General features: G+C 70.9%; 14 protein-coding genes. 5 read left to right on the top strand and 9 right to left on the bottom strand.

Features of this window, described 5'->3' with window-relative positions; translation table 11 throughout:
* Window positions 1-13 precede the first annotated feature (13 nt).
* Entirely contained in the window at window positions 14-2926 is a 2913-nt protein-coding gene (locus Apa02nite_RS29105; protein ID WP_203827854.1) for a glycoside hydrolase family 3 protein, read from the bottom strand.
* Between the two features lie 231 nt (window positions 2927-3157).
* On the opposite strand from Apa02nite_RS29105, the gene Apa02nite_RS29100 reads away from it, so the two are divergent.
* On the top strand, window positions 3158-4510 hold the full coding sequence (locus Apa02nite_RS29100) for an FAD-dependent oxidoreductase (RefSeq protein WP_203827853.1): 1353 nt from the start codon (window positions 3158-3160) through the stop codon (window positions 4508-4510).
* A gap of 39 nt (window positions 4511-4549) precedes the next feature.
* Here the strand turns inward: Apa02nite_RS29100 and Apa02nite_RS29095 are convergent, their stop codons facing one another.
* Window positions 4550-7837: a S8 family serine peptidase gene (locus Apa02nite_RS29095; protein WP_373873065.1), complete on the bottom strand. Its 3288-nt coding sequence runs from the start codon at window positions 7835-7837 to the stop codon at window positions 4550-4552.
* A gap of 85 nt (window positions 7838-7922) precedes the next feature.
* Entirely contained in the window at window positions 7923-8786 is an 864-nt protein-coding gene (locus Apa02nite_RS29090) for an alpha/beta fold hydrolase (protein ID WP_203827852.1), read from the bottom strand.
* Between the two features lie 57 nt (window positions 8787-8843).
* On the opposite strand from Apa02nite_RS29090, the gene Apa02nite_RS29085 reads away from it, so the two are divergent.
* Window positions 8844-9281 carry a MarR family winged helix-turn-helix transcriptional regulator gene (locus Apa02nite_RS29085; RefSeq protein WP_203827851.1) on the top strand — a complete coding sequence of 146 codons (438 nt, stop codon included), beginning with the start codon at window positions 8844-8846 and terminating at the stop codon, window positions 9279-9281.
* A 63-nt stretch (window positions 9282-9344) separates the two neighbouring features.
* Here Apa02nite_RS29085 and Apa02nite_RS29080 read toward each other — a convergent pair whose 3' ends face one another.
* Window positions 9345-10001: a maltokinase N-terminal cap-like domain-containing protein gene (locus Apa02nite_RS29080; RefSeq protein ID WP_203827850.1), complete on the bottom strand. Its 657-nt coding sequence runs from the start codon at window positions 9999-10001 to the stop codon at window positions 9345-9347.
* A gap of 177 nt (window positions 10002-10178) precedes the next feature.
* On the opposite strand from Apa02nite_RS29080, the gene Apa02nite_RS29075 reads away from it, so the two are divergent.
* Window positions 10179-11075: a polysaccharide deacetylase family protein gene (locus tag Apa02nite_RS29075; protein WP_203827849.1), complete on the top strand. Its 897-nt coding sequence runs from the start codon at window positions 10179-10181 to the stop codon at window positions 11073-11075.
* On the opposite strand, the gene Apa02nite_RS29070 is transcribed toward Apa02nite_RS29075, so the two are convergent.
* The 4 genes from Apa02nite_RS29070 to Apa02nite_RS29055 form a co-directional block, all read right to left on the bottom strand.
* Window positions 11072-11584 carry a hypothetical protein gene (locus Apa02nite_RS29070; protein WP_203827848.1) on the bottom strand — a complete coding sequence of 171 codons (513 nt, stop codon included), beginning with the start codon at window positions 11582-11584 and terminating at the stop codon, window positions 11072-11074. The genes Apa02nite_RS29075 and Apa02nite_RS29070 overlap by 4 nt on opposite strands.
* A 338-nt stretch (window positions 11585-11922) precedes the next feature.
* On the bottom strand, window positions 11923-13080 hold the full coding sequence (locus Apa02nite_RS29065) for an acyl-CoA dehydrogenase family protein (protein ID WP_203827847.1): 1158 nt from the start codon (window positions 13078-13080) through the stop codon (window positions 11923-11925).
* Window positions 13081-13101: 21 nt separating this feature from the next.
* On the bottom strand, window positions 13102-13851 hold the full coding sequence (fabG, locus tag Apa02nite_RS29060) for a 3-oxoacyl-ACP reductase FabG (protein WP_232344192.1): 750 nt from the start codon (window positions 13849-13851) through the stop codon (window positions 13102-13104).
* A gap of 26 nt (window positions 13852-13877) precedes the next feature.
* Window positions 13878-15026, bottom strand: coding sequence for an acyl-CoA dehydrogenase family protein (locus tag Apa02nite_RS29055; RefSeq protein WP_203827846.1), 1149 nt, complete (start codon window positions 15024-15026; stop codon window positions 13878-13880).
* A gap of 88 nt (window positions 15027-15114) precedes the next feature.
* On the opposite strand from Apa02nite_RS29055, the gene Apa02nite_RS29050 reads away from it, so the two are divergent.
* On the top strand, window positions 15115-15759 hold the full coding sequence (locus Apa02nite_RS29050; protein ID WP_203827845.1) for a TetR family transcriptional regulator: 645 nt from the start codon (window positions 15115-15117) through the stop codon (window positions 15757-15759).
* The gene (locus Apa02nite_RS29045) at window positions 15756-16646 is read left to right on the top strand and encodes a PfkB family carbohydrate kinase (protein WP_203827844.1); all 891 of its coding nucleotides are present in this window, start codon (window positions 15756-15758) and stop codon (window positions 16644-16646) included. Before Apa02nite_RS29050 ends, Apa02nite_RS29045 begins: the two co-directional genes overlap by 4 nt.
* Window positions 16647-16829: 183 nt before the next feature.
* On the opposite strand, the gene Apa02nite_RS29040 is transcribed toward Apa02nite_RS29045, so the two are convergent.
* Window positions 16830-17831, bottom strand: a complete 1002-nt coding sequence (locus tag Apa02nite_RS29040; RefSeq protein ID WP_203827843.1) for an LLM class flavin-dependent oxidoreductase — start codon at window positions 17829-17831, stop codon at window positions 16830-16832.
* Window positions 17832-17882 lie beyond the last annotated feature (51 nt).

Below are 17882 nucleotides of genomic sequence, written 5' to 3'. Positions count from 1 at the left end.
CCCGCCGCGAGTCTCATCGGATCCCGAACGACGCCAGCCGCAGCCCGGGACTGGGCAGCAGGTAGACGTCCCGGCGGCCACGCACGGCCGCCAGCGGTGCGGTGACGTCCGCGTACGTATAGATCCCGCCGGTGTCCGGCACGGTGGCCGTGCCCAGCAGCCGCCCGCCCGGTGAGCCCAGCCGGAGCTGGACGGTCCCGGCGCCGGACGCCCGTACGGTGAAGGTCTTTCCGCCGCGCAGCGCGGCATCCCGGAAAGCAATCCAGTCACCCGCAGTGACCGCACCCACCACCGTGCCGCTTGCCTTGCTCTCGTCGAGCAGGCGCACCCCGGCGTAGTCGTCGAACGTCTCCGCCCTGGTCACCGCGGACAGGTCACGGGCCGGGATCGTCTCGCCGCGCACCGGCAGGGCCGCACGCTGCCGGATGTCACTCGACGACGCGCCGACCAGCACGTCGTATACCGACGTCTCAGTCACCCAGCGTTGCCGGGTGACGTCCCAGCGGGCCAGGTCGGCCGGAGTGAGCGCGAACGTCACGACGGTGCTCCGCCCGGCCGCCAGGTGCACCTTGCGGAAGTCGCGGAGCTGCTTGGTCGCGGTGACGTCGCGGGAGGTGCGCTGGTGGGTGTAGAGCTGGACCACCTCGTCACCGGCCCGCTTGCCGGTGTTGGTGACGGTCACGCTGACCTTGCCGCCGGCCACCCGGAGCCCGCTGTACCGGAACGTGCTGTACGACAGCCCGTGGCCGAACGGGTAGAGCGGCGTCGCGTCGCTGTAGAGGTACGTCTGCCGGGACTTGACGATGTCGTACTCGTTGAGGTCCGCCGGCAGGTCCGCGACCGAGGAGTACCAGGTCTGTGTCAGCTTGCCGGACGGGTTGACGTCGCCGTAGAGCACGTCGGCCAGGGCGTTGCCGGTCTCCGCGCCGGCGTGCGTGGTCCAGACGATGCCCGGCACGTCCCGCTGGGCCCAGGTGATCGCCTCCGGATAGCTGCTCTGCAGCACCACCACGGTGTGCGGGTTGGCCGCGCGGACCGCCTCGATCAGCGCTTCCTGCCGGGCGCCGAGGGCCAGCCCGGTGCGGTCGTGCGCCTCCCTGCCGGCCACGAACGGGTTCGTCCCGACCACCACGACGGCGGTCTGCTTGCCCTTCGCCGATGCCGCCGCCGCGGCCACGCCGTCGACGAGCACCTCCTTGGCGAAGTGCGCGGCGCCGGCCGCGGTCGCCGAACCCAGGCCGAGTGCGCCGTCCGCGCCGACCGTCACGTAGGTGTTCGGGCCGAACCAGCTCTCCTGCGTCTCGTAGCCGGCGTAGTGCAGCACCACCGTGCCGTCGGCCTGCGGCTCCACTCTGAACTGCTGCTGGACGAACCAGCCGGTCGGTGCGGTGTCGTGGGTGACGAACGGGCCCCAGTTGTAGCCGAGGTACGTGCCGTTCGCGGCGTTGCGCAGCGTCGACACCCCGTCGCCCCAGTCCACTGAGTCGAACTGGGCGGCCGCGTCCGGTCCCACCCCGGTCGCGGCGACCGCTTCCGGGTCGGCGGCCGTCACGTACCGGCCGGTGGTGACGTCCTTGAGGGCGATCCGGTCGGCGCCCGCGGCGGTGGACACCGTGCCGGCCCGCGCGGTGATGCCGTCCAGCGCGGTCACCTGGTACGGGAGCTGTCCGCCGTACCAATCGGTGAAGAGCGAGTCGGCCAGCGGACCGACCACCGCGACCGAACCGCCGGTCTTCAGCGGCAGCGCGTTGCCGTCGTTCTTCAGCAGCACCGCGGCCTCGGCCGCGGCTTCCCGAGCCAGCTTGCGGTGCGCGGGACTGTCCACGACCGACGTGGGGATCTTCGCGTACGGGCCGCCGTCCGGGTCGAACTCGCCGAGCCGGAAACGGATGCTCAGCGCGTTCCCGACCGCGGTGTCCACCTGCGCCTCGGTCAGCAGACCCCGGTCGAGCGCCTGCTGCAGCGCGGTGGTGGTCGGCTCGCCGTTGGTGTCGTTGACCGTGAAGCTGTCCAACCCGGCCGTGACCACCGCGGCGTCCGCCTCGGCCTGAGTCGCGAAGTAGGCCTGCGAGCCGGTCAGGTTGGTCGGCGCCCAGGCATCCGAGACGTTGAACAGCCGCCGGTCGCTCCAGCCCCGGACCAGCGTGCCCAGGTCCGGGTCCACGGTGGCCGGCCGCCCGTTGATCAGGTTGTAGGAGGCCATCACGCCGGTCGCGGCCCCGGCTTGCAGGGGGATCCGGAACGGCTCGCGGTCGTACTCGTTGAGCACCCGCTGCGGGACGTTCGACGAGGTCCGGTCGCGGAGCGTCTCGTTGTTGTACGCCGCGTAGTGCTTGAGTGTCGGCGCGGTCTTCAGGTGGTCCGGGTCGTCACCCTGCAGCCCCTGCCCGTACGCGGTGGCGATCGCCCCGGTCAGCAGCGGGTCCTCGGAGTAACCCTCCTCGTTGCGGCCCCAGCGCGGGTCGCGCAGCAGGTTGACCACTGGCGCCCAGAGGTTCAGGCCCCACACCGTCGGGTCCTGCGCGTGCAGGCCGCGGGCCTCGTCGCCGACCGCCGAGCCGACCCGCTCGATCAGCGCCGGGTCCCACGTGCTGGCCAGCCCGACCGCCTGCGGGAACACCGTCGCGGTCGCGTCGATCTTGGCGCCACCGGCGTCGTAGTCGTTGGACCAGGCCACGCCGTGCAGTGCCTCGGTGCCGGCCTTGAACACGGCGAGGCCGAGGCGCGGGACGGCCGGCTGGTACTGGTGGAGCATCGAGAGCTTCTCCGGCAGCGTCAGCCGGGCGACCAGGTCGTCGACCCGCGCCGCCAGCGGAAGGGCCGGATCGCGGAACGGATAGGTCGCGTCGGCGCGTGCGGCTCCGGGGACGAGGGGAACGGCGAGCAGAGCGGCACCTATCAGGGCCAGGCCGCGTCTTCTGCGCATAGCGGACTCCAAAAGAATCGTTTCCAGGCACGGTGAATTGCCCGTCAGGGAGCACCCTGACCAGCGGAAACACTTTTCGAGAAATCAGTCGAAGCGCTTCGACGATCCGTCCTAGAGAACGGACTATCGACGGGGTTCGGTGTCGTCACCATAGAGCCCGGCCGATGCGACAGGCAACACCTTCCGGAAATCCGCCGGTAACAGAGCCGCTTATCCGGGCACAATGGGCGGATGCGACTGATCGTGATCGGCGGCGACGCGGCCGGGATGTCCGCGGCCTCACAGGCCCGGCGTAGACGCGGCCCCGACGACCTGGAGATCCTGGCCTTCGAGATGGGGCGGTTCGTGTCCTACTCGGCCTGCGGGATCCCCTACTGGATCGGCGGCCAGGTGGACGGGCCGGACGCGCTGATCGCCCGGACCCCCGAGGAGTTCCGCAAGAACGCGATCGCCGTGCACACCCGGCACGAGGTGACCGGCATCAACCTGGACGCCCGCACGGTCACCGTGCGCGACCTGGACGCCGGCCGGGACCGGCGCGAGGGCTTCGACGAGCTCGTCTACGCGACCGGCGCCTCCCCGGTGCGCCCGCCGTGGGCCGAGACCGACGCCGGCGGCGTGTTCGGCGTGCAGACCCTGGAGGACGGCAGCGCACTGCGCGCGTGGCTGGACACCGAGAAACCCGAGTCGGCCGTGGTGATCGGGGCCGGCTACATCGGCGTCGAGATGGCCGAAGCGATGATCAATCGCGGACTCCGGGTCACGCTCGTGGAGAGGTCCGCCCAGCCGATGGGCACCGTCGACGAGGACATGGGCGCGCTGGTCGCCGACGCGGTCCGCGGCCTCGGCATCGACCTGCGCACCGGCGTCACGGTCGAGGGCCTGGAGACCGCGAACGGCAAGATCGCCGCGGTGGTCACCGACGCCGGGACGCTGCCGGCCGGCGTCGTGGTCATCGGCTTGGGCGTACGGCCGAACACCGCCCTGGCCGCCGCCGCCGGACTCCCGCTCGGCGCCACCGGTGGCCTGCGCACCGACCTGCGCCAGCGGGTGGCCGGCGGGGTCTGGGCGGCCGGCGACTGCACCGAGACACACCACCGGGTCAGCGGCCGGCAGGTGCACGTCCCGCTCGGCACGCACGCCAACAAGCAGGGCCGGGTCGCCGGGATCAACCTGGGCGGCGGGTACGCCACCTTCCCCGGGATCATCGGCACCGCGGTCACCAAGGTCTGCGACCTGGAGGTGGCCCGCACCGGTCTCGGCTCCCGCGAGGCCGACCAGGCCGGCTTCCAGTACGTCACGGCCACCGTGGAGTCCACCAACCGGGCCGGCTACTACCCCGGCGCCACCCCGATGACCGTCAAGGTGCTCGCCGAGCGGGGCACCGGCGTGCTGCTCGGCGCGCAGATCGTCGGGAAGGCCGAGGCCGCCAAGCGGATCGACGCGTTCGCGGTGGCGGTGTGGAACCGGATGACGGTCGGCGAGATGACCGGGCTCGACCTGGGCTACGCGCCGCCGTACGCCCCGGTCTGGGACCCGGTGCTGGTCGCCGCGCGCAAGGCCGAGGACAAGCTGAGGGGATGAGCCCGGCGGGCCCACCCCCTCATCGCCTCGCGTCGCCGGTTACCCGGTGACGGCGCCGATCGCGACGGTGCCGCGGCCGACGACCGCGCCCTCGTCCGTCACGAACTGCACCTCACCGGAGAGGTGCCGGCCGGCCGGCGGGACCGCGGCCACGGTGACCGCGCCGGTGACCGTGGCGCTCGCGCCGACCCCCAGCACGATCGGGGTGCTCGGCACGGCGACCGTGCCGAGCGCCGTGCTGTAGTACGCGTCCCGGTAGTCGTACGCGGTCGAGCCGCTGGGCACCGAGTACCCGGCGATCTCCACGGTGTACGTGCCGGCGGCCGGCGAGGCGATCGAGACCGCCTCCTCCGAGTCGCCGTCGGCCTGCACCGCCACCTGGACACCGTTCTGGTCATAAACGGTCAGGTCGAGGTCGGCTGCCGGGTCGGCCGGGTTGCCGATCGCGACGTCCAGCCGGGCCGCGCCCTCCGGCACGGTGACGGTGAAGTCCTGCACCGCACCCTGCGCGATGGTCGGCCGCTGACTCGACGAGCTGCCCAGCGACCCGCCCTGCGGGGTGATGGTCAGCGGGCCGAACCGGTTGGTGACCGTCCACGACGCCGGGGTGGCCGTACCGACCTGCACGGTGGGCAGGGTGACCGTGGCCGGGGCCACCGTCACGCCCTGGACCTTGGCGGTCAGCGCGAACGGGTTGCTGAGCACCGGCGACGTGCGCCGGGACTCGACCTCGAGCTCCCAGACACCCGGGAGCGGGTTGTCGTACGAGCGCTCCTCCGGCTTGCACGTGGCCGGGTCGGAGTAGTTGGTGTAGCAGTACGGGCTGGAGGTCGGCTCGACCGGCACACCGTACGGGTTGATCCCGATCCACCGGGTCTGCGAACCGGCCGCGATGCCACCCAGGTCGACCTGCAACGAGGTGGCGCCCTCCGGCACGGTGACGAAGAACGAGGTGGTCGAGTTGCGGTCGACCTCGCCGGTGAACGTCGACGCGTACGACGGCTGCTTCGCCACGACGCCGGTGACCACGGTGTTGAGCACCTCGAAGTCGACCGCCGGGGTCCTCGGGTCGTCCACCTTGAGGATCGCGCTGGTCACGCCGCGCGCGGCGGTGACCTTGACCCTGACCGTGACGGCCTTGTTCAGCGGCAGCCCGACCGAGCGGGCCGACGAGAAGCCCCGCCGGTCACCCTGCCAGGAGAGCCTGTGCTCGATGGTGCGGTTCGGGCCGCTGGTGCGCTTCAGCGCGATCGTGACGTACTCGGTCTGTCCCGCGGTGAAACCACCGGCCGAGGCCGCGCACCGGTTGTAGATGCCGGTGCCGACCCCGGGCGGGGTCAGGTACTGCGCCAGCGGGGTGCAGACCGCGGCCGTCGAGGTGTAGGTGCGCGTCTCGAGCTTCTTGGCCAGCAGCTTCCACGAGGCCGGCACGTCGAACTGGCCGTAGCCCTGCTCGTAGACCTGCTCGCCGGCGATCGGGCCGGCGGTCGAGTAGATCGCCCGGCGCAGCTGGGCCGGGGTGACCGTGAGCCGGTTCTGCTTGGCCGCCGAGAGCAGCAGCGCGGCGCCACCGGTGGCCTGCGGCGCCGCCATCGACGTGCCGTTCTCCATCGCGTAGCCGACCGGCAGGGTGTACCCGACGGTGTCCAGACCGGCCACCACCTCCCAGGTCGGGGTGGCCGAGATGGCCGAGCCCGGTGCCGAGATGTTCGGCTTGAAGCCGCCGTCCTCGCGCGGGCCGCGCGACGAGAACGGGAACAGCTGCTCGCGCTTGCGGACCACCGAGCCGTAGTTGGCCAGCCAGGTCTGTTTGGACACGCTGGCCGCGACGCTCACCGCGTCGGTGGCCACCGACGGGTCGCCGATGGTGTTCACGCCCGAGCCGGAGTTGCCGGCCGAGATGAACAGCTGGACGCCGTACTTGGTGATCAGGTCCTGGTAGAGCTGGGACTGGGCGCTGGAGCCGTCGTTCAGCGCCGGGAGGCCACCGATCGACAGGTTCACCACGTCCACGTGCCGGTTGACCACCAGGTCGATCATGCCGGTGGTCAGCGCGGCCGCCGTGCAGCCGCCGCCCCACGAGCAGGCCCGGGCCGAGACGATCGTGGCGCCCGGCGCCTGGCCGTCCAGGACCCGGTTGCCGAACAGGTCGTTGCCGGCCGCGATGCCGGCCACGTGGGTGGCGTGCAGGCCCTCCGGGATGCCGATGTTGACGAAGTCGTCGGTGCCGGGCAGCCCGACCGGCTCCAGGCTGACGTCCTCGCGGTACTCGACCACGAACGGCATCCGCTCGGCGATCGCGGTGGCCGGGTTGTCGGTGCCGAAGTACCCGACGTCGAACTTCTCCTTGTACGGCCGCATCACGGCGTCGTCGGTGAAGTCCAGGTTCTGGTTCACGTCGACCCGGATGTCGTGGCTGACCGGGTCGTAGAGGATGCCCCAGGTGTCGGTGGTGTCGCCGTCGCGGTTGACGTCGCCGGCCGGCTCCGAGTTGGCGGTGATGCTCTCCGAGAACCGGCTGACCTTCCAGCTCCCGGCCGGTGCGGTCCAGGTCGCGCCGGCGTACGTGAACGTCGGGCCGGTCACCGCGGTGACCATCCGCCGCCAGGTGGCGTCGCCCTCGACGAGCGGGTCGGTCGCGGTGACCCAGTCGACGATCTTCCGCTGCCCGGTGGTGGTCTTCTGCAGCGCCGGGTGGGCCAGGTCGACACCGGTGTCCATCACGCCGATCGTCACGCCCCGCCCGTCGTACGCCGGGTTCTTCTTCTTGAAGTCCACCGACCCGGTCTCACCGACCGGCAGGTACGGGTTGTCGGCCGGGGTGTTCGCGCCCGGCCCGGCCGGCACGGCGGCCTGCTTGGCGGCGCTCGTGTCGGCGGTCAGGTCCGGCTTCGGCACCTGGACGGTCTCGTCCAGGTCGACGGCCGCGACACCGGGCAGCTTCGCGGCGCTGAGCGCCTTGCCGGTCGGCACCGAGGCGAGCAGGTAGCCGACCTGGTCGAACCGCCGGGCGACGCTGCCGCCCAGGGCTTCCACCCGGGCCGCCACGTCGGCGGTCCGGCCCTGGTCGGTGGCGATGATCAGGGTGACGTTCGGCCGTCGTGCGGCCTGTGCCTCGGCGAGCAGGCCGGCGTCGTGCGCGCCGAGCGCCGCCACCGGTGAGTCCTTGGGCGCGACGTCCTCGGTGGCGGGCGCGGTGTCGTTGGTGACCGGCGCCGGCGCGGCCGCGGCCGGCAGTGCACCGGTCATCGTCGTCACGCCGGCGGTCAGGCCGAGCGCCAGGACGGAGGTGAACGTTCGCCGGCCCCAGCGGGATGGTTGTCTCACGTGCGGGTCCTCCGGAGGAGAGCGCGCCCGAAAGGGGTGTCCAGGCGCTTCTCCCGGAGTCTCCGATCGATCGGCATGGAAGTCACTACGATCGATAAGGTTCGTGACCCTCCCGTGACCATTGTGGACTCACCGCGGCCGCGAGCACCTCGGTGAGCCGCGCGGCGAAGGCCCGCGGGTGCGTCATGTTCCCGTTGTGCCCACCGGGGAACCGCACCGCCGGCACGCCGAGATGCCGGGCCAGCGCCAGCCCGGCCTGACGGTCGAACCCGTCCACCGGACTCGTCTCCCCCACCGCCGGAACGATCCGCGCCCTGGCGGGCAGATCAGCCAGCCGCAGGTCGTCCTGGAGCGCGGCGTCGAGATCGTGGCTCAGGAAGTATTCAAAATCGGCCGCCCGCCGCTCGTCGAACGGGAACTCCCGCACCCCCGGCTCGGTCTCCTGATCCCGCGGGTCGATCCCGAGCACGGCCGCGACCGCCGCCGCCGCGGCCCGCCACCCGACTCGACGGTGCGTGTCCAGGACCGCGGTCAGGTCACGGCGGGCCCGGCCTTCGGCATCCGGGTCCAGGAAGCGCAGGGCGATCGGTTCGTGCGCCACCAGGTCCGCGACGATTCCCGGGTACGACACCAGCACGTGCATGCCGATCACCGCGCCCAGGCTGAGCCCGAGCATGGCCACCGGCTCATCGGTCACCTGACCCAGCACGGCGACCAGGTCCGCGGCGTGCTCGCCCATGCCGACCGGCGCGGCCACCTCGTCACGCACGCTGCGCGACAGCCCCCGCCGATCCCAGGTGACCACGGTGAACCGATCGGCCAGCGCGTCGACAAGATCGGCACTGCGGTCGGCGTCCCCGTCCCCGCTCTGCCCCACCACCAGCACCGGCCCGGCCCCGGCGACCTGGTAGTGGATCCGGGCACCGGGCACGTTCACGAAGGCGTTCATGCCCTCGACGATAAAGCATCACTTATGATGCATCAAGAGTGATGTATTGTGTGGCAGGTGACTCCCGTAGAACTGATCCTGCTCGGCCGGACCCTCCTGCGGCTCGGCGAGCAGGCTCTCCCCGAGCCGCCCGGCGGCCGCACCGGTGGTGAGCGTGCCGTGGTCGTCGTGATGACCGACGTCTACGCCCACGACGGCACCACGGTCACCGAGGTCGCCCGCCGCACCGGCCTGCCGCAGAGCGCGGTCTCCGGCGCCGTCGCCCGCCTGCGCGAGGCCGGATCGGTGCTGACCGAGCCGGACCCGTCCGACCGCCGCCGCCAGTTACTCCGCCGCAACCCGTCGATGTCCGCCCGCCGCCGCGAGGTCGCCACCGCGGACATCTCCCCCGCCGTCACCGCCGCGCTGGCCACGCCCACCCCGGAGTCCCTGGCCGCCGTCCTGACCGCCCTCGAGACCCTCCACCGCCACCTGACCCCGGCCACCGGCAACTGACCCCCGGCCGGCTCCCCGGGGTGCCTCAACCCTCCGGAGACACCCCTGACAACCAGCCGGATTTCAGGTGGCGAGGCTCGCGAGGGCGATCGGGGTGTCCACACCGGACCAATGGGCGGTGAGCAGCGCGCCGTCGGGTGCGGCCGGCGACTGCGTGGGCGTGCGGAACAGTCGCAGGACTCCCATGGACGTACCGATGAGGGTGGTTTGTCCGTCAGTGACCTCGAGGTCAGCGACCGTGAGGTCACCCACGGTCCCTGGCGCCTCGGATCCGCTGCCCCGCAGCAGCAGGTTCGGCTCGCGGACGATCACCTGATCGCCGTCGTGCAGCTCCTCGGCCGCCTGTGTGCCGCCGGTCCGGATCACGTCGGTCAGCACGGACACGAAGACCGGGTCACCGGCCGCGTCGTAGACCCAGCGCGTCCCGAGCACCCCGTGCTCGGTTGTGCCGACCAGGAACTCCTCCGCGCCGGCCAGCGGCGCGCCCCGGTAGGTCAGCGGGACGTGCAGCACCGGCCCGTCACCCACCCGGACCAGCATCACCTCGAGCCCGACCACCCCGGCCGGGTCGTCGAACCGCCCCGCGGCCACCCGGCTCACCGCGAGCCCGGCAGCCCCTTCAGCCCCGGCAGCTCCCGCGGCCCAGCTCCGGCCGGGCAGCCACTCACCCAGCAGCTCGAGTTTCGTCGGTTTGATCTCCGTCTTGTGCAGAAGTGCCATGCGCTCACCCTAGGACCGCCTCCGGACGTGCACCCGGTGCGTACCATCGGGACCCGATCACGGGCCCCCACCCGGGTTGACCAGAATGACGAACAGCACAATTCATCTTTCGAGTGAACATTTCACCCGTGGGCCGCGTCAGCTCTCTGACGAACCACCTACCGCGGGGACGCAGGCATGAGAACGAGCAGGTTGTTTCGCACCGCCGCAGCAGGGACCCTGCTGGCGGTCCTCGCCGGATGCGGCAGCTCCGGCGCACACCCCGCCGGCGGCCCGGAGACCCCGCCCCCGCCCAGCACCGCCCCGGCCGCCGACCCGTCCGCCCCGGCATCAGCGCCCGGCGCGTCCGGCGTCCCGGGATTCGGCATCGCCGGCTCCGGCACCCCGGAGTCCGTGACGGCGGCCCTGGCCGCGCTCCCGGAGAACCTCCGCAAGCGCGTCCCGCAGTTCCCACCCGCGCCGCTCCCGGTCAAGGTGTCGCTGCCACCGGCCACGGACGGCAAGGCCGCGTTCTTCAGCCGCATCCCCACCACCGAGAAGATCGCCTTCATCACGATCGACGACGGCTGGGAGAAGAACCCGCTGGCGCTGCAGCTGTTCCAGGCCGCCAACGTGCCGCAGTCCCTGTTCCTCGAGGTCAACGCGATCAAGGACAACCCGGGCTTCTTCCTCCCGCTGCAGACCGCCGGCGCCACCATCGAGAACCACACGATCACCCACGCCACGATGACCCGGCTGTCCCTGGAGGGCCAGAAACGCGAGATCTGCGGCGGCGCCGACAAACTGGCCGCGTACTACGGCACCCGCCCGACGCTGTTCCGCCCGCCCGGCGGCTCCTGGAACAACAACACGTTGCGCGCCGCACACGCCTGCGGCATGAAAGCCGTCTTCACGTGGACCCAGACCACCGACCACGGCAAGCTCTTCTACCAGAACGAAGAGAAAGTCATCTACCCGGGCGACATCATCCTGATGCACTTCCGCCCGCGCTTCGTCGACGACTACCTGGCCGTCCTGAAAGCCATCCACAAGAACGGCCTCACCCCAGCCCGCCTCGAGGACTACATCCCCTAGCTGGTCGCCGGTGCCGGCGCCGGTGCCGCTTTTCGGACCGTCGCCAGCACCTCGTTCGCATAAGCCCCGGCCGCCCCGAAAAGCTGCTTGCTCCGAGCATCCAACCCACCCGGCGGCGCCGACGTGATGAACCGCACGGACACTTCCAGGTTGCTGTGCCGGACCTCCAGCACGGGAATGAGCACCTGCTCCTCGGCCGGCGCGCGGACGTACCGATACGCCTCGGCACCAATGCCGCCCTGCTCCTCGACCCGCTGGTCCTGGGCGTAGTCCTTGGCGTCGTTGCCCTTGCCGTAGCTGAACTGACTCTTGGCCAGCTCGACGTCATGCCAGAAGGTGATCTCGGTGGTGACCAGACCACCGCTGTCTGCCCCGGCGCCGGCCTGCGGACTGAGGCTCTGAACGCACCGAGCCGACCGGCTCGACGTCGGATCAGACCCGAGCGCCTCCGTCTTGGGCGCTCCACTCGGAATCCCGAGCGCACCCCCCAGTGCCCCGTAGGACAGCAACGCACACAAACTCCGCGGATCCCCCGGCGCCGTATAAACCCCGGGCCCACTCGCCTCCGCGGGATCCGGCGTAGCGGCAGGCGCGGGATCATCGCCACTACAAGCGCTGATCGCGACCGAACTCAGCAGGGACAAGGACAGAGCAGCGATCCGCACTCTCATCACATGGACACCCTACGATGCCCAAGCCACTACACCCGGTAGTCGCGGCGCCCACCGAGACCGGCAGGTTCCGAGGCGGGGCCCTCTTCGAAGACATCAAGCCTGACGGGCTTCGAAGAGGGCCCCGCCTCGGAACCACCCACCTCGCGGAAGCGAAGCAAAAGTAAAAGCGAAAACTACAGCCCCATGTCCTTAGCGATGATCATCTTCATGACCTCGGACGTACCGCCGTAGATCCGGTTGACCCGGTTGTCCGCGTACAGACGAGCGATCGGGTACTCGTTGATGAACCCGTACCCGCCGTGCAGCTGCAGGCACCGGTCGATCACCCGATGCGCCACCTCGGTGCAGAACAGCTTCGCCGAAGCCGCCTCGGCCGCCGTCAGCTCACCCGCGTCCAGCGCCTCGAGAGCCCGATCGGCCACCGCCTGCGCCGCGTCCACCTCGGCCTGACAGGCAGCCAGCTCGAACTTGGTGTTCTGGAACGAGGCCACGCTCTGCCCGAACACCTTGCGCTCCAACGTGTACTGCTTCGCGAACTCCACCGCCGCCGCAGCCTGCGCGTACGCACCGTACGCGATGCCGAGACGCTCCTGCGGCAGGTTCTGACCGAGGTACGAGAACCCCTTGTTCTCCTCGCCGAGCAGATCCTCCACCGGTACGAGCACGTCCTGGAACGCCAGCTCAGCGGTGTCGGACGTCTTCAGCCCGAGCTTGTCGAGCTTGCGGCCCACCGAGTACCCGGGCAGCTTGGTGTCCACCACGAGCAGCGAGATCCCGAAGCGCCGGTCGTCGGGCTTGGCCGGCGACGTACGAGCGCAGACGATCACCCGGTCGGCGAGCACGCCGCCGGTGATGAAGGTCTTCGCGCCGTTCAGCACGTAGTGCTTGCCGTCCTCGGTGAGCTTGGCGCTGGTGCTCATCCCGGCCAGGTCGGAGCCGGTGCCGGGCTCGGTCATCGCGATCGCGAACATCATGTCGCCGCTCACGAACGACGGCAGCCAGCGCTGCTTCTGCTCCGCCGTGGCCAGCTTCAGCAGGTACGGCAGACACAGCGCGACGTGCACACCCGAGCCGCCGAACGAGACACCGGCGCGGGTGGTCTCCTCGTACTGGATCGCGGCGAACTTGAACGAGTCGATGCCGGCGCCGCCGTACTCCTCGGGCACCTCGATGCCGAACAGGCCGAGCTCGGCGAGCTTCTTGTAGAACTCGCGCGGCACCTCACCGGCGTGGAGCCACTCGTCGTAGTTCGGGACGACCTCGGCCGCCAGGAACTCCCGCAGGGTCTCCCGGAAGGCCTCGTGGTCCTCGTTGAATACGGTGCGACGCATGTCAGGGGGTCCTTTTCCAGGCTAGAGACGGCGGCCGCCGTCGACGTACAGGGTCTGGCCGGTGACGAACGATGCGGCGTCGCCGGCCAGGAACGCCACCACCCGGGCGATGTCCTCCGGCTGCCCGACCCGGCGCAGCGGCGTGATCTCAGCTGCCTTGGCCTGCATATCGGCAGCGGAGAGCCCGATGCGAGCAGCTGTCGCGTCGGTCATCTCGGTGGCGATGAAACCGGGCGCGACCGCGTTCACGTTGATGTTGAACGGGCCGAGTTCCATCGCGAGCGTACGGGTCAGGCCCTGGATGCCGGCCTTGGCCGTGGCGTAGTTGGCCTGACCGCGATTGCCCAGCGCGGACACGCTCGAGGTATTGATGATCTTGCCGTAGCGCTTGGGCACCATGTGCCGCTGCACCGCCCGGCTGCACAGGAACGCGCCGCGCAGGTGCACGTTCATCACCAGGTCCCAGTCACCCGCGGACATCTTGTGCAGCAGGTTGTCCCGGGTGACGCCGGCGTTGTTGACCAGCACGTCGACCCCGCCCAGCTCGGCCGCGACCTTGTCGACCGCGGCGTCCACCTGTGCCTCGTCGGCGACGTCGCAGCCCAGCGCGATCGCGGTGCCGCCGGCCGCCCGGATCCGGCCGACGATGCCGGCGCAGTCGGACTCGTCGAGGTCGAGCACGGCGACGGCCGCGCCCTCGGAGGCGAACTGCAACGCGGTGGCCGCGCCGATGCCGCGCGCGGCCCCGGTCACGATGGCAACCCGGCTCATGGATGAACTCCCTTGTTCAGACGTGTTCAGAACGCGCTGATCCCGGTCAGCGCCCGGCCGATGAGCAACTTCTGGATCTGGCTGGTGCCCTCGTACAGCGTGGTGACCCGGGCGTCGCGCATGTACTTGCCGACCGGGAACTCGTCGACGTAGCCGTACCCGCCGAACACCTGGATCGCCTGGTTCGCGGCCTTGACCGCGGCCTCACTCGCGAACAGCTTGGCCATCGAGGCCGCAGTGCCGAACGGCTGACCGCGATCGACCAGATCGGCGGCGCGCCAGACGAGCAGGCGCGCGGCCTCGGTCTCCACTGCCATTTCCGCAATCATTTCCTGTACGAGCTGGTACGCGGCGATCGGCTTGCCGAACTGGGTGCGCTCCCCGGCGTACGAAATGGAGGCCTCGAGACAACCGCGAGCCAAGCCCACGCTGCCCGCCGCGACCGCGATGCGGCCCTTGTCCAGCGCGCTCATAGCGATCTTGAAGCCGGCGCCCTCCGCACCCAGGCGTTCCGCGTCGGAGACGCGCACCTGGTCGAACGTCAGCTCGGCGGTGGCCTGACCGCGCAGCCCGAGCTTGCCCTTGATCTCGCGGCGGCCGAAGCCGGCCCGGTCGGTCGGCACCAGGAACGCCGAGACGCCCCGCGCACCGGGCCCGCCGGTGCGGGCGAAGACCAGCGCCACCCCGGCCCACGTCCCGTTGGTGATGAAGATCTTCTCGCCGCTGATCAGCCAGCCGTCGCCGTCGCGGACCGCGCGGGTGACCAGGTTGCCGGCGTCCGAGCCGGTGCCGGGCTCGGTCAGCGCGAAGCAGCCGAGCGTCTCGCCGGTGCACAGGGCCGGCAGCCAGCGCTGCTTCTGCTCCGCGTCGCCGTAGGCCTGGATGCTCTTGGCGACCAGCCCGAGGGAGACCGAGACGATGCCGCGCACCGAGGTGTCGCCGCGGCCCAACTCCTCCATCAGCAGCGCGTAGTCGAGGAAGTCGCCACCCGAGCCGCCGTGCTCCTCGGCGATCCCCAGACCGAGAAAGCCCAGCTCGGCGAGTTTCCCGACGATCTTCGGGTCGACCTGCTCGATCCGGTCCCACTCGGTGGCGTGCGGGACGACCTCGCGCTCCACCCAATCCCGGGCGAGGTCACGCAGCTGCTGCTGTTCCTCCGAGAGGGTGAGGTCCACGGCCGTCTCCTAAATTGAACGCTGTCAGGTTTCCCCGGCCATGTTAACTTAACAGTGTTAGGCAATTCAACGGTCAGGAGAAACAGCCATGCCGCGGCCGACGACCCCGCTGCTCAGCAAGCCCGGCATCCGGGCGGCCGCGCTGGAGATCATCGACCGGGACGGTCTCGCCGGCCTGAGCATGCGCAAACTGGCCACCGCGCTGACCGTGAGCGCCCCCGCGCTGTACTTCCACTACCTCACCAAGGAACAGCTGCTCGACGACGTGGCCAGCGAGATCATGGAGCAGGTCGACGTCAGCGCGTTCGCACTCGGCTGGCGCGACGGCCTGCTCGGCTGGGCCCGCTCCTACCGCGCGGCGCTGGCCGGCCACCCGAACATCGTCCCGTTCCTGGCACACGGCCCCGGCCAGCGCGACGCCTCGCTGCGCCGCGCCGACGCCATCCACGGCGGCCTGGTCGCCGCCGGCTGGCCCGCCCGCGACGCCACCATGATCGGCGCCTCCACCAAATACCTGGTGGTCGGCGCCGCCATGGGCTCGTTCTCCCGCGGCTTCGCCGACGACGTCCAGGTCTACCTCGACCGCTACCCGTCCCTCAACGACGCCCACCGCCTCCGCGAACACGCCGACGCCGTCGACCGGGACAGCTTCGAGTTCGCTCTGCTCACCTTCGTCGACGGCCTGACCACCCGCCTCGCCCGCGCGGCCCGCCGGGACGATCTCCCCGGATGACCGATGTCCTGTTCGCCGGCCTCTGCACACTGGACGTCCTCCAGTTCGTCGAGCGGTACCCGGCCGACAACGAGAAGGTCACCGCGCTCAGGCAGACCGTCGCCGCCGGCGGGCCGGCCACCAATGCCGCCGCGACCGCTGCTCATCTGGGCGGCACGGCCACGCTGCTGACCGCGGTCGGCAGCCATCCGCTCGCCGCCGGCATCCACGCCGACCTGGCCGCGCGCGGTGTCCACCTGATCGACCTGGCCGCCGGGGACCCGGGTGCCCCGCCGGTGTCCAGCATCGTGGTCAGTGCCGGCACCGGAAATCGCGCGGTCGTCTCCACCAACGGTGCCACCCGCACCCTGACCGTTCCTGATCTGCCCGCCCTGGTGCGGGGACAGCGCGCGGTCCAGGTCGACGGCCACTATCCGGAACTGGCCGTCGCGGTCCTGACCGAGGCCCGCCGCCAGGGCATCCCCACGCTGCTGGACGCCGGCAGCTGGAAGCCGGCCCTCCCGGCCCTGCTGCCGCTGCTGGACGTCGTCGTCTGCTCCGCCGACTTCCGCCCGCCGGCGGCGCACGACCCCGCCGCCGTGGCCGGTTTCCTGGCCGGCCACGGCGTCCGCTGGATCGCCGTCAGCCAGGGCCCCGGCCCGCTCCTGCGCTGGACCGGCAACGGCTTCGCGACCCATCCGGTGCCACCGGCCGACGTCGTGGACACCCTCGGCGCCGGCGACGTCCTGCACGGCGCCCTCACCCTGGCCACGGCCCGCCGCCGGCCCCTGACCGACACCACCTTCGCCACGTCCCTCGACGAGGCGGCCGCGATCGCCACCCGATCCTGCACCAGCTTCGGCACCCGAACCTGGATGTCCGATATCGATCGTCATGGGGCAACGTAGGAGACCCCGTCGCCGAACCGGCGGGTGATCGTCACCCGGGGCTCCGCGGGGTGAGTGATCGCCGGCGGCCCCGCGCCGGCTGGCCCCCAGAGGTGCCTCCACCCCCACGACACACCCCTGCGAGCCGGCCCGCCACCGCAAGTCGCGGGCGAAGCATCGGGCCAGGCAAGGTTCGCGCAGGCCCTACAGGCCGGGCCTCCAGCCCAGAGCCGGACCCAGGTGCGTGGCCATATCGGTAAGGATCTGCACGTAGTCGTCGTGGTCGAAGGTGAACGGCAGAGCGAACGCCACCTCGTCGATCTCCCGGAACGCCGCATGTCCCTCCAGCCGTTCCGCGATCTCCGCCGACGACCCCACGATGTCCGGCGCGAACATCATCCGCGCCGGCCCCTGCGGCGAGCGGGTGCGGGGCGTCCGCTGCTCCGCGTACGCGCGGTACTTGGCGCGCTGTTCAGCAGACGCGGAGTCGGTCGGGATCACCACCAGGCCCTGCGAGACCCGGGCCTTGTCACCGTCGGGATGCGCCGCCCGGAACGCCCGCACGTGGGACAACTGGATCTCCGCGAAGTCCTCCGACTCCTCGGCCTTCACCACGCTGCTGGTCAGGAAGTTCATCCCGTGCTCACCGGCCCACTGCGCCGACCGCAGACTGCCCCCGCCATACCAGAGCCTCGACGCCAGACCGGGCGAGTGCGGCTGCACCCGGCGGGAGAACTGTTCGAACCCCACGGTGCCCTCGAAGTCGGTGACCTGCTCACCTCGTACCGAAGAAAGCAACCTCTCGACCCGGGCGTAGCTGAAGTCCTCCGCATCGGCCGTGTCCGGATAGATCGCGTCCTTGACGCGGTCGAAGTTCATCGGCGGCCCCACGCTGAGGCCGGGGTTCAGCCGCCCGCCGCTCAGCAGGTCGACCGTCGCCAGGTCCTCGGCCAGGCGCAGCGGGTTCTCCCAGCCGAGCGGGATGACCGCGGTGCCCAGCTCGATCCGGCTGGTCCGCTGGGACGCCGCGGCCAGCACCGCGACCGGCGACGAGATGCCGAACTGCAGGTGCCGATGGCGGAGCCAGGCACTGTCGAAGCCGAGGCGCTCGCCCAGCTCGATGATTTCCAGGGTGGATTCGTGTCCCCGGGCGGGGTCGGCCTCGTCGAACAGGCCGATCGTGAGAAAGCCCAGCTTGCGCAGCATGTCAAAAACCCTATCCGCCAGATGTGAACGAGTCTCCGTTCAAAAGATCTC

It is taken from the genome of Actinoplanes palleronii (assembly GCF_016862315.1).
In the GTDB taxonomy this organism is placed as follows: Bacteria; Actinomycetota; Actinomycetes; order Mycobacteriales; family Micromonosporaceae; genus Actinoplanes; species Actinoplanes palleronii.
This window is presented reverse-complemented; position numbering and strand designations above follow the sequence as displayed.

Excerpts from the sequence above, each read along its gene's own strand:
- Apa02nite_RS29045 (WP_203827844.1), top strand. The coding sequence starts at position 15,756 with ATGACCGATGTCCTGTTCGCCGGCCTCTGCACACTGGACGTCCTCCAG.
- Apa02nite_RS29040 (WP_203827843.1), bottom strand. The coding sequence starts at position 17,831 with ATGCTGCGCAAGCTGGGCTTTCTCACGATCGGCCTGTTCGACGAGGCC.
- fabG (WP_232344192.1), bottom strand. The coding sequence starts at position 13,851 with ATGAGCCGGGTTGCCATCGTGACCGGGGCCGCGCGCGGCATCGGCGCG.
- Apa02nite_RS29065 (WP_203827847.1), bottom strand. The coding sequence starts at position 13,080 with ATGCGTCGCACCGTATTCAACGAGGACCACGAGGCCTTCCGGGAGACC.
- Apa02nite_RS29050 (WP_203827845.1), top strand. The coding sequence starts at position 15,115 with ATGCCGCGGCCGACGACCCCGCTGCTCAGCAAGCCCGGCATCCGGGCG.
- Apa02nite_RS29090 (WP_203827852.1), bottom strand. The coding sequence starts at position 8,786 with ATGAACGCCTTCGTGAACGTGCCCGGTGCCCGGATCCACTACCAGGTC.
- Apa02nite_RS29080 (WP_203827850.1), bottom strand. The coding sequence starts at position 10,001 with ATGGCACTTCTGCACAAGACGGAGATCAAACCGACGAAACTCGAGCTG.
- Apa02nite_RS29105 (WP_203827854.1), bottom strand. The coding sequence starts at position 2,926 with ATGCGCAGAAGACGCGGCCTGGCCCTGATAGGTGCCGCTCTGCTCGCC.
- Apa02nite_RS29100 (WP_203827853.1), top strand. The coding sequence starts at position 3,158 with ATGCGACTGATCGTGATCGGCGGCGACGCGGCCGGGATGTCCGCGGCC.
- Apa02nite_RS29075 (WP_203827849.1), top strand. The coding sequence starts at position 10,179 with ATGAGAACGAGCAGGTTGTTTCGCACCGCCGCAGCAGGGACCCTGCTG.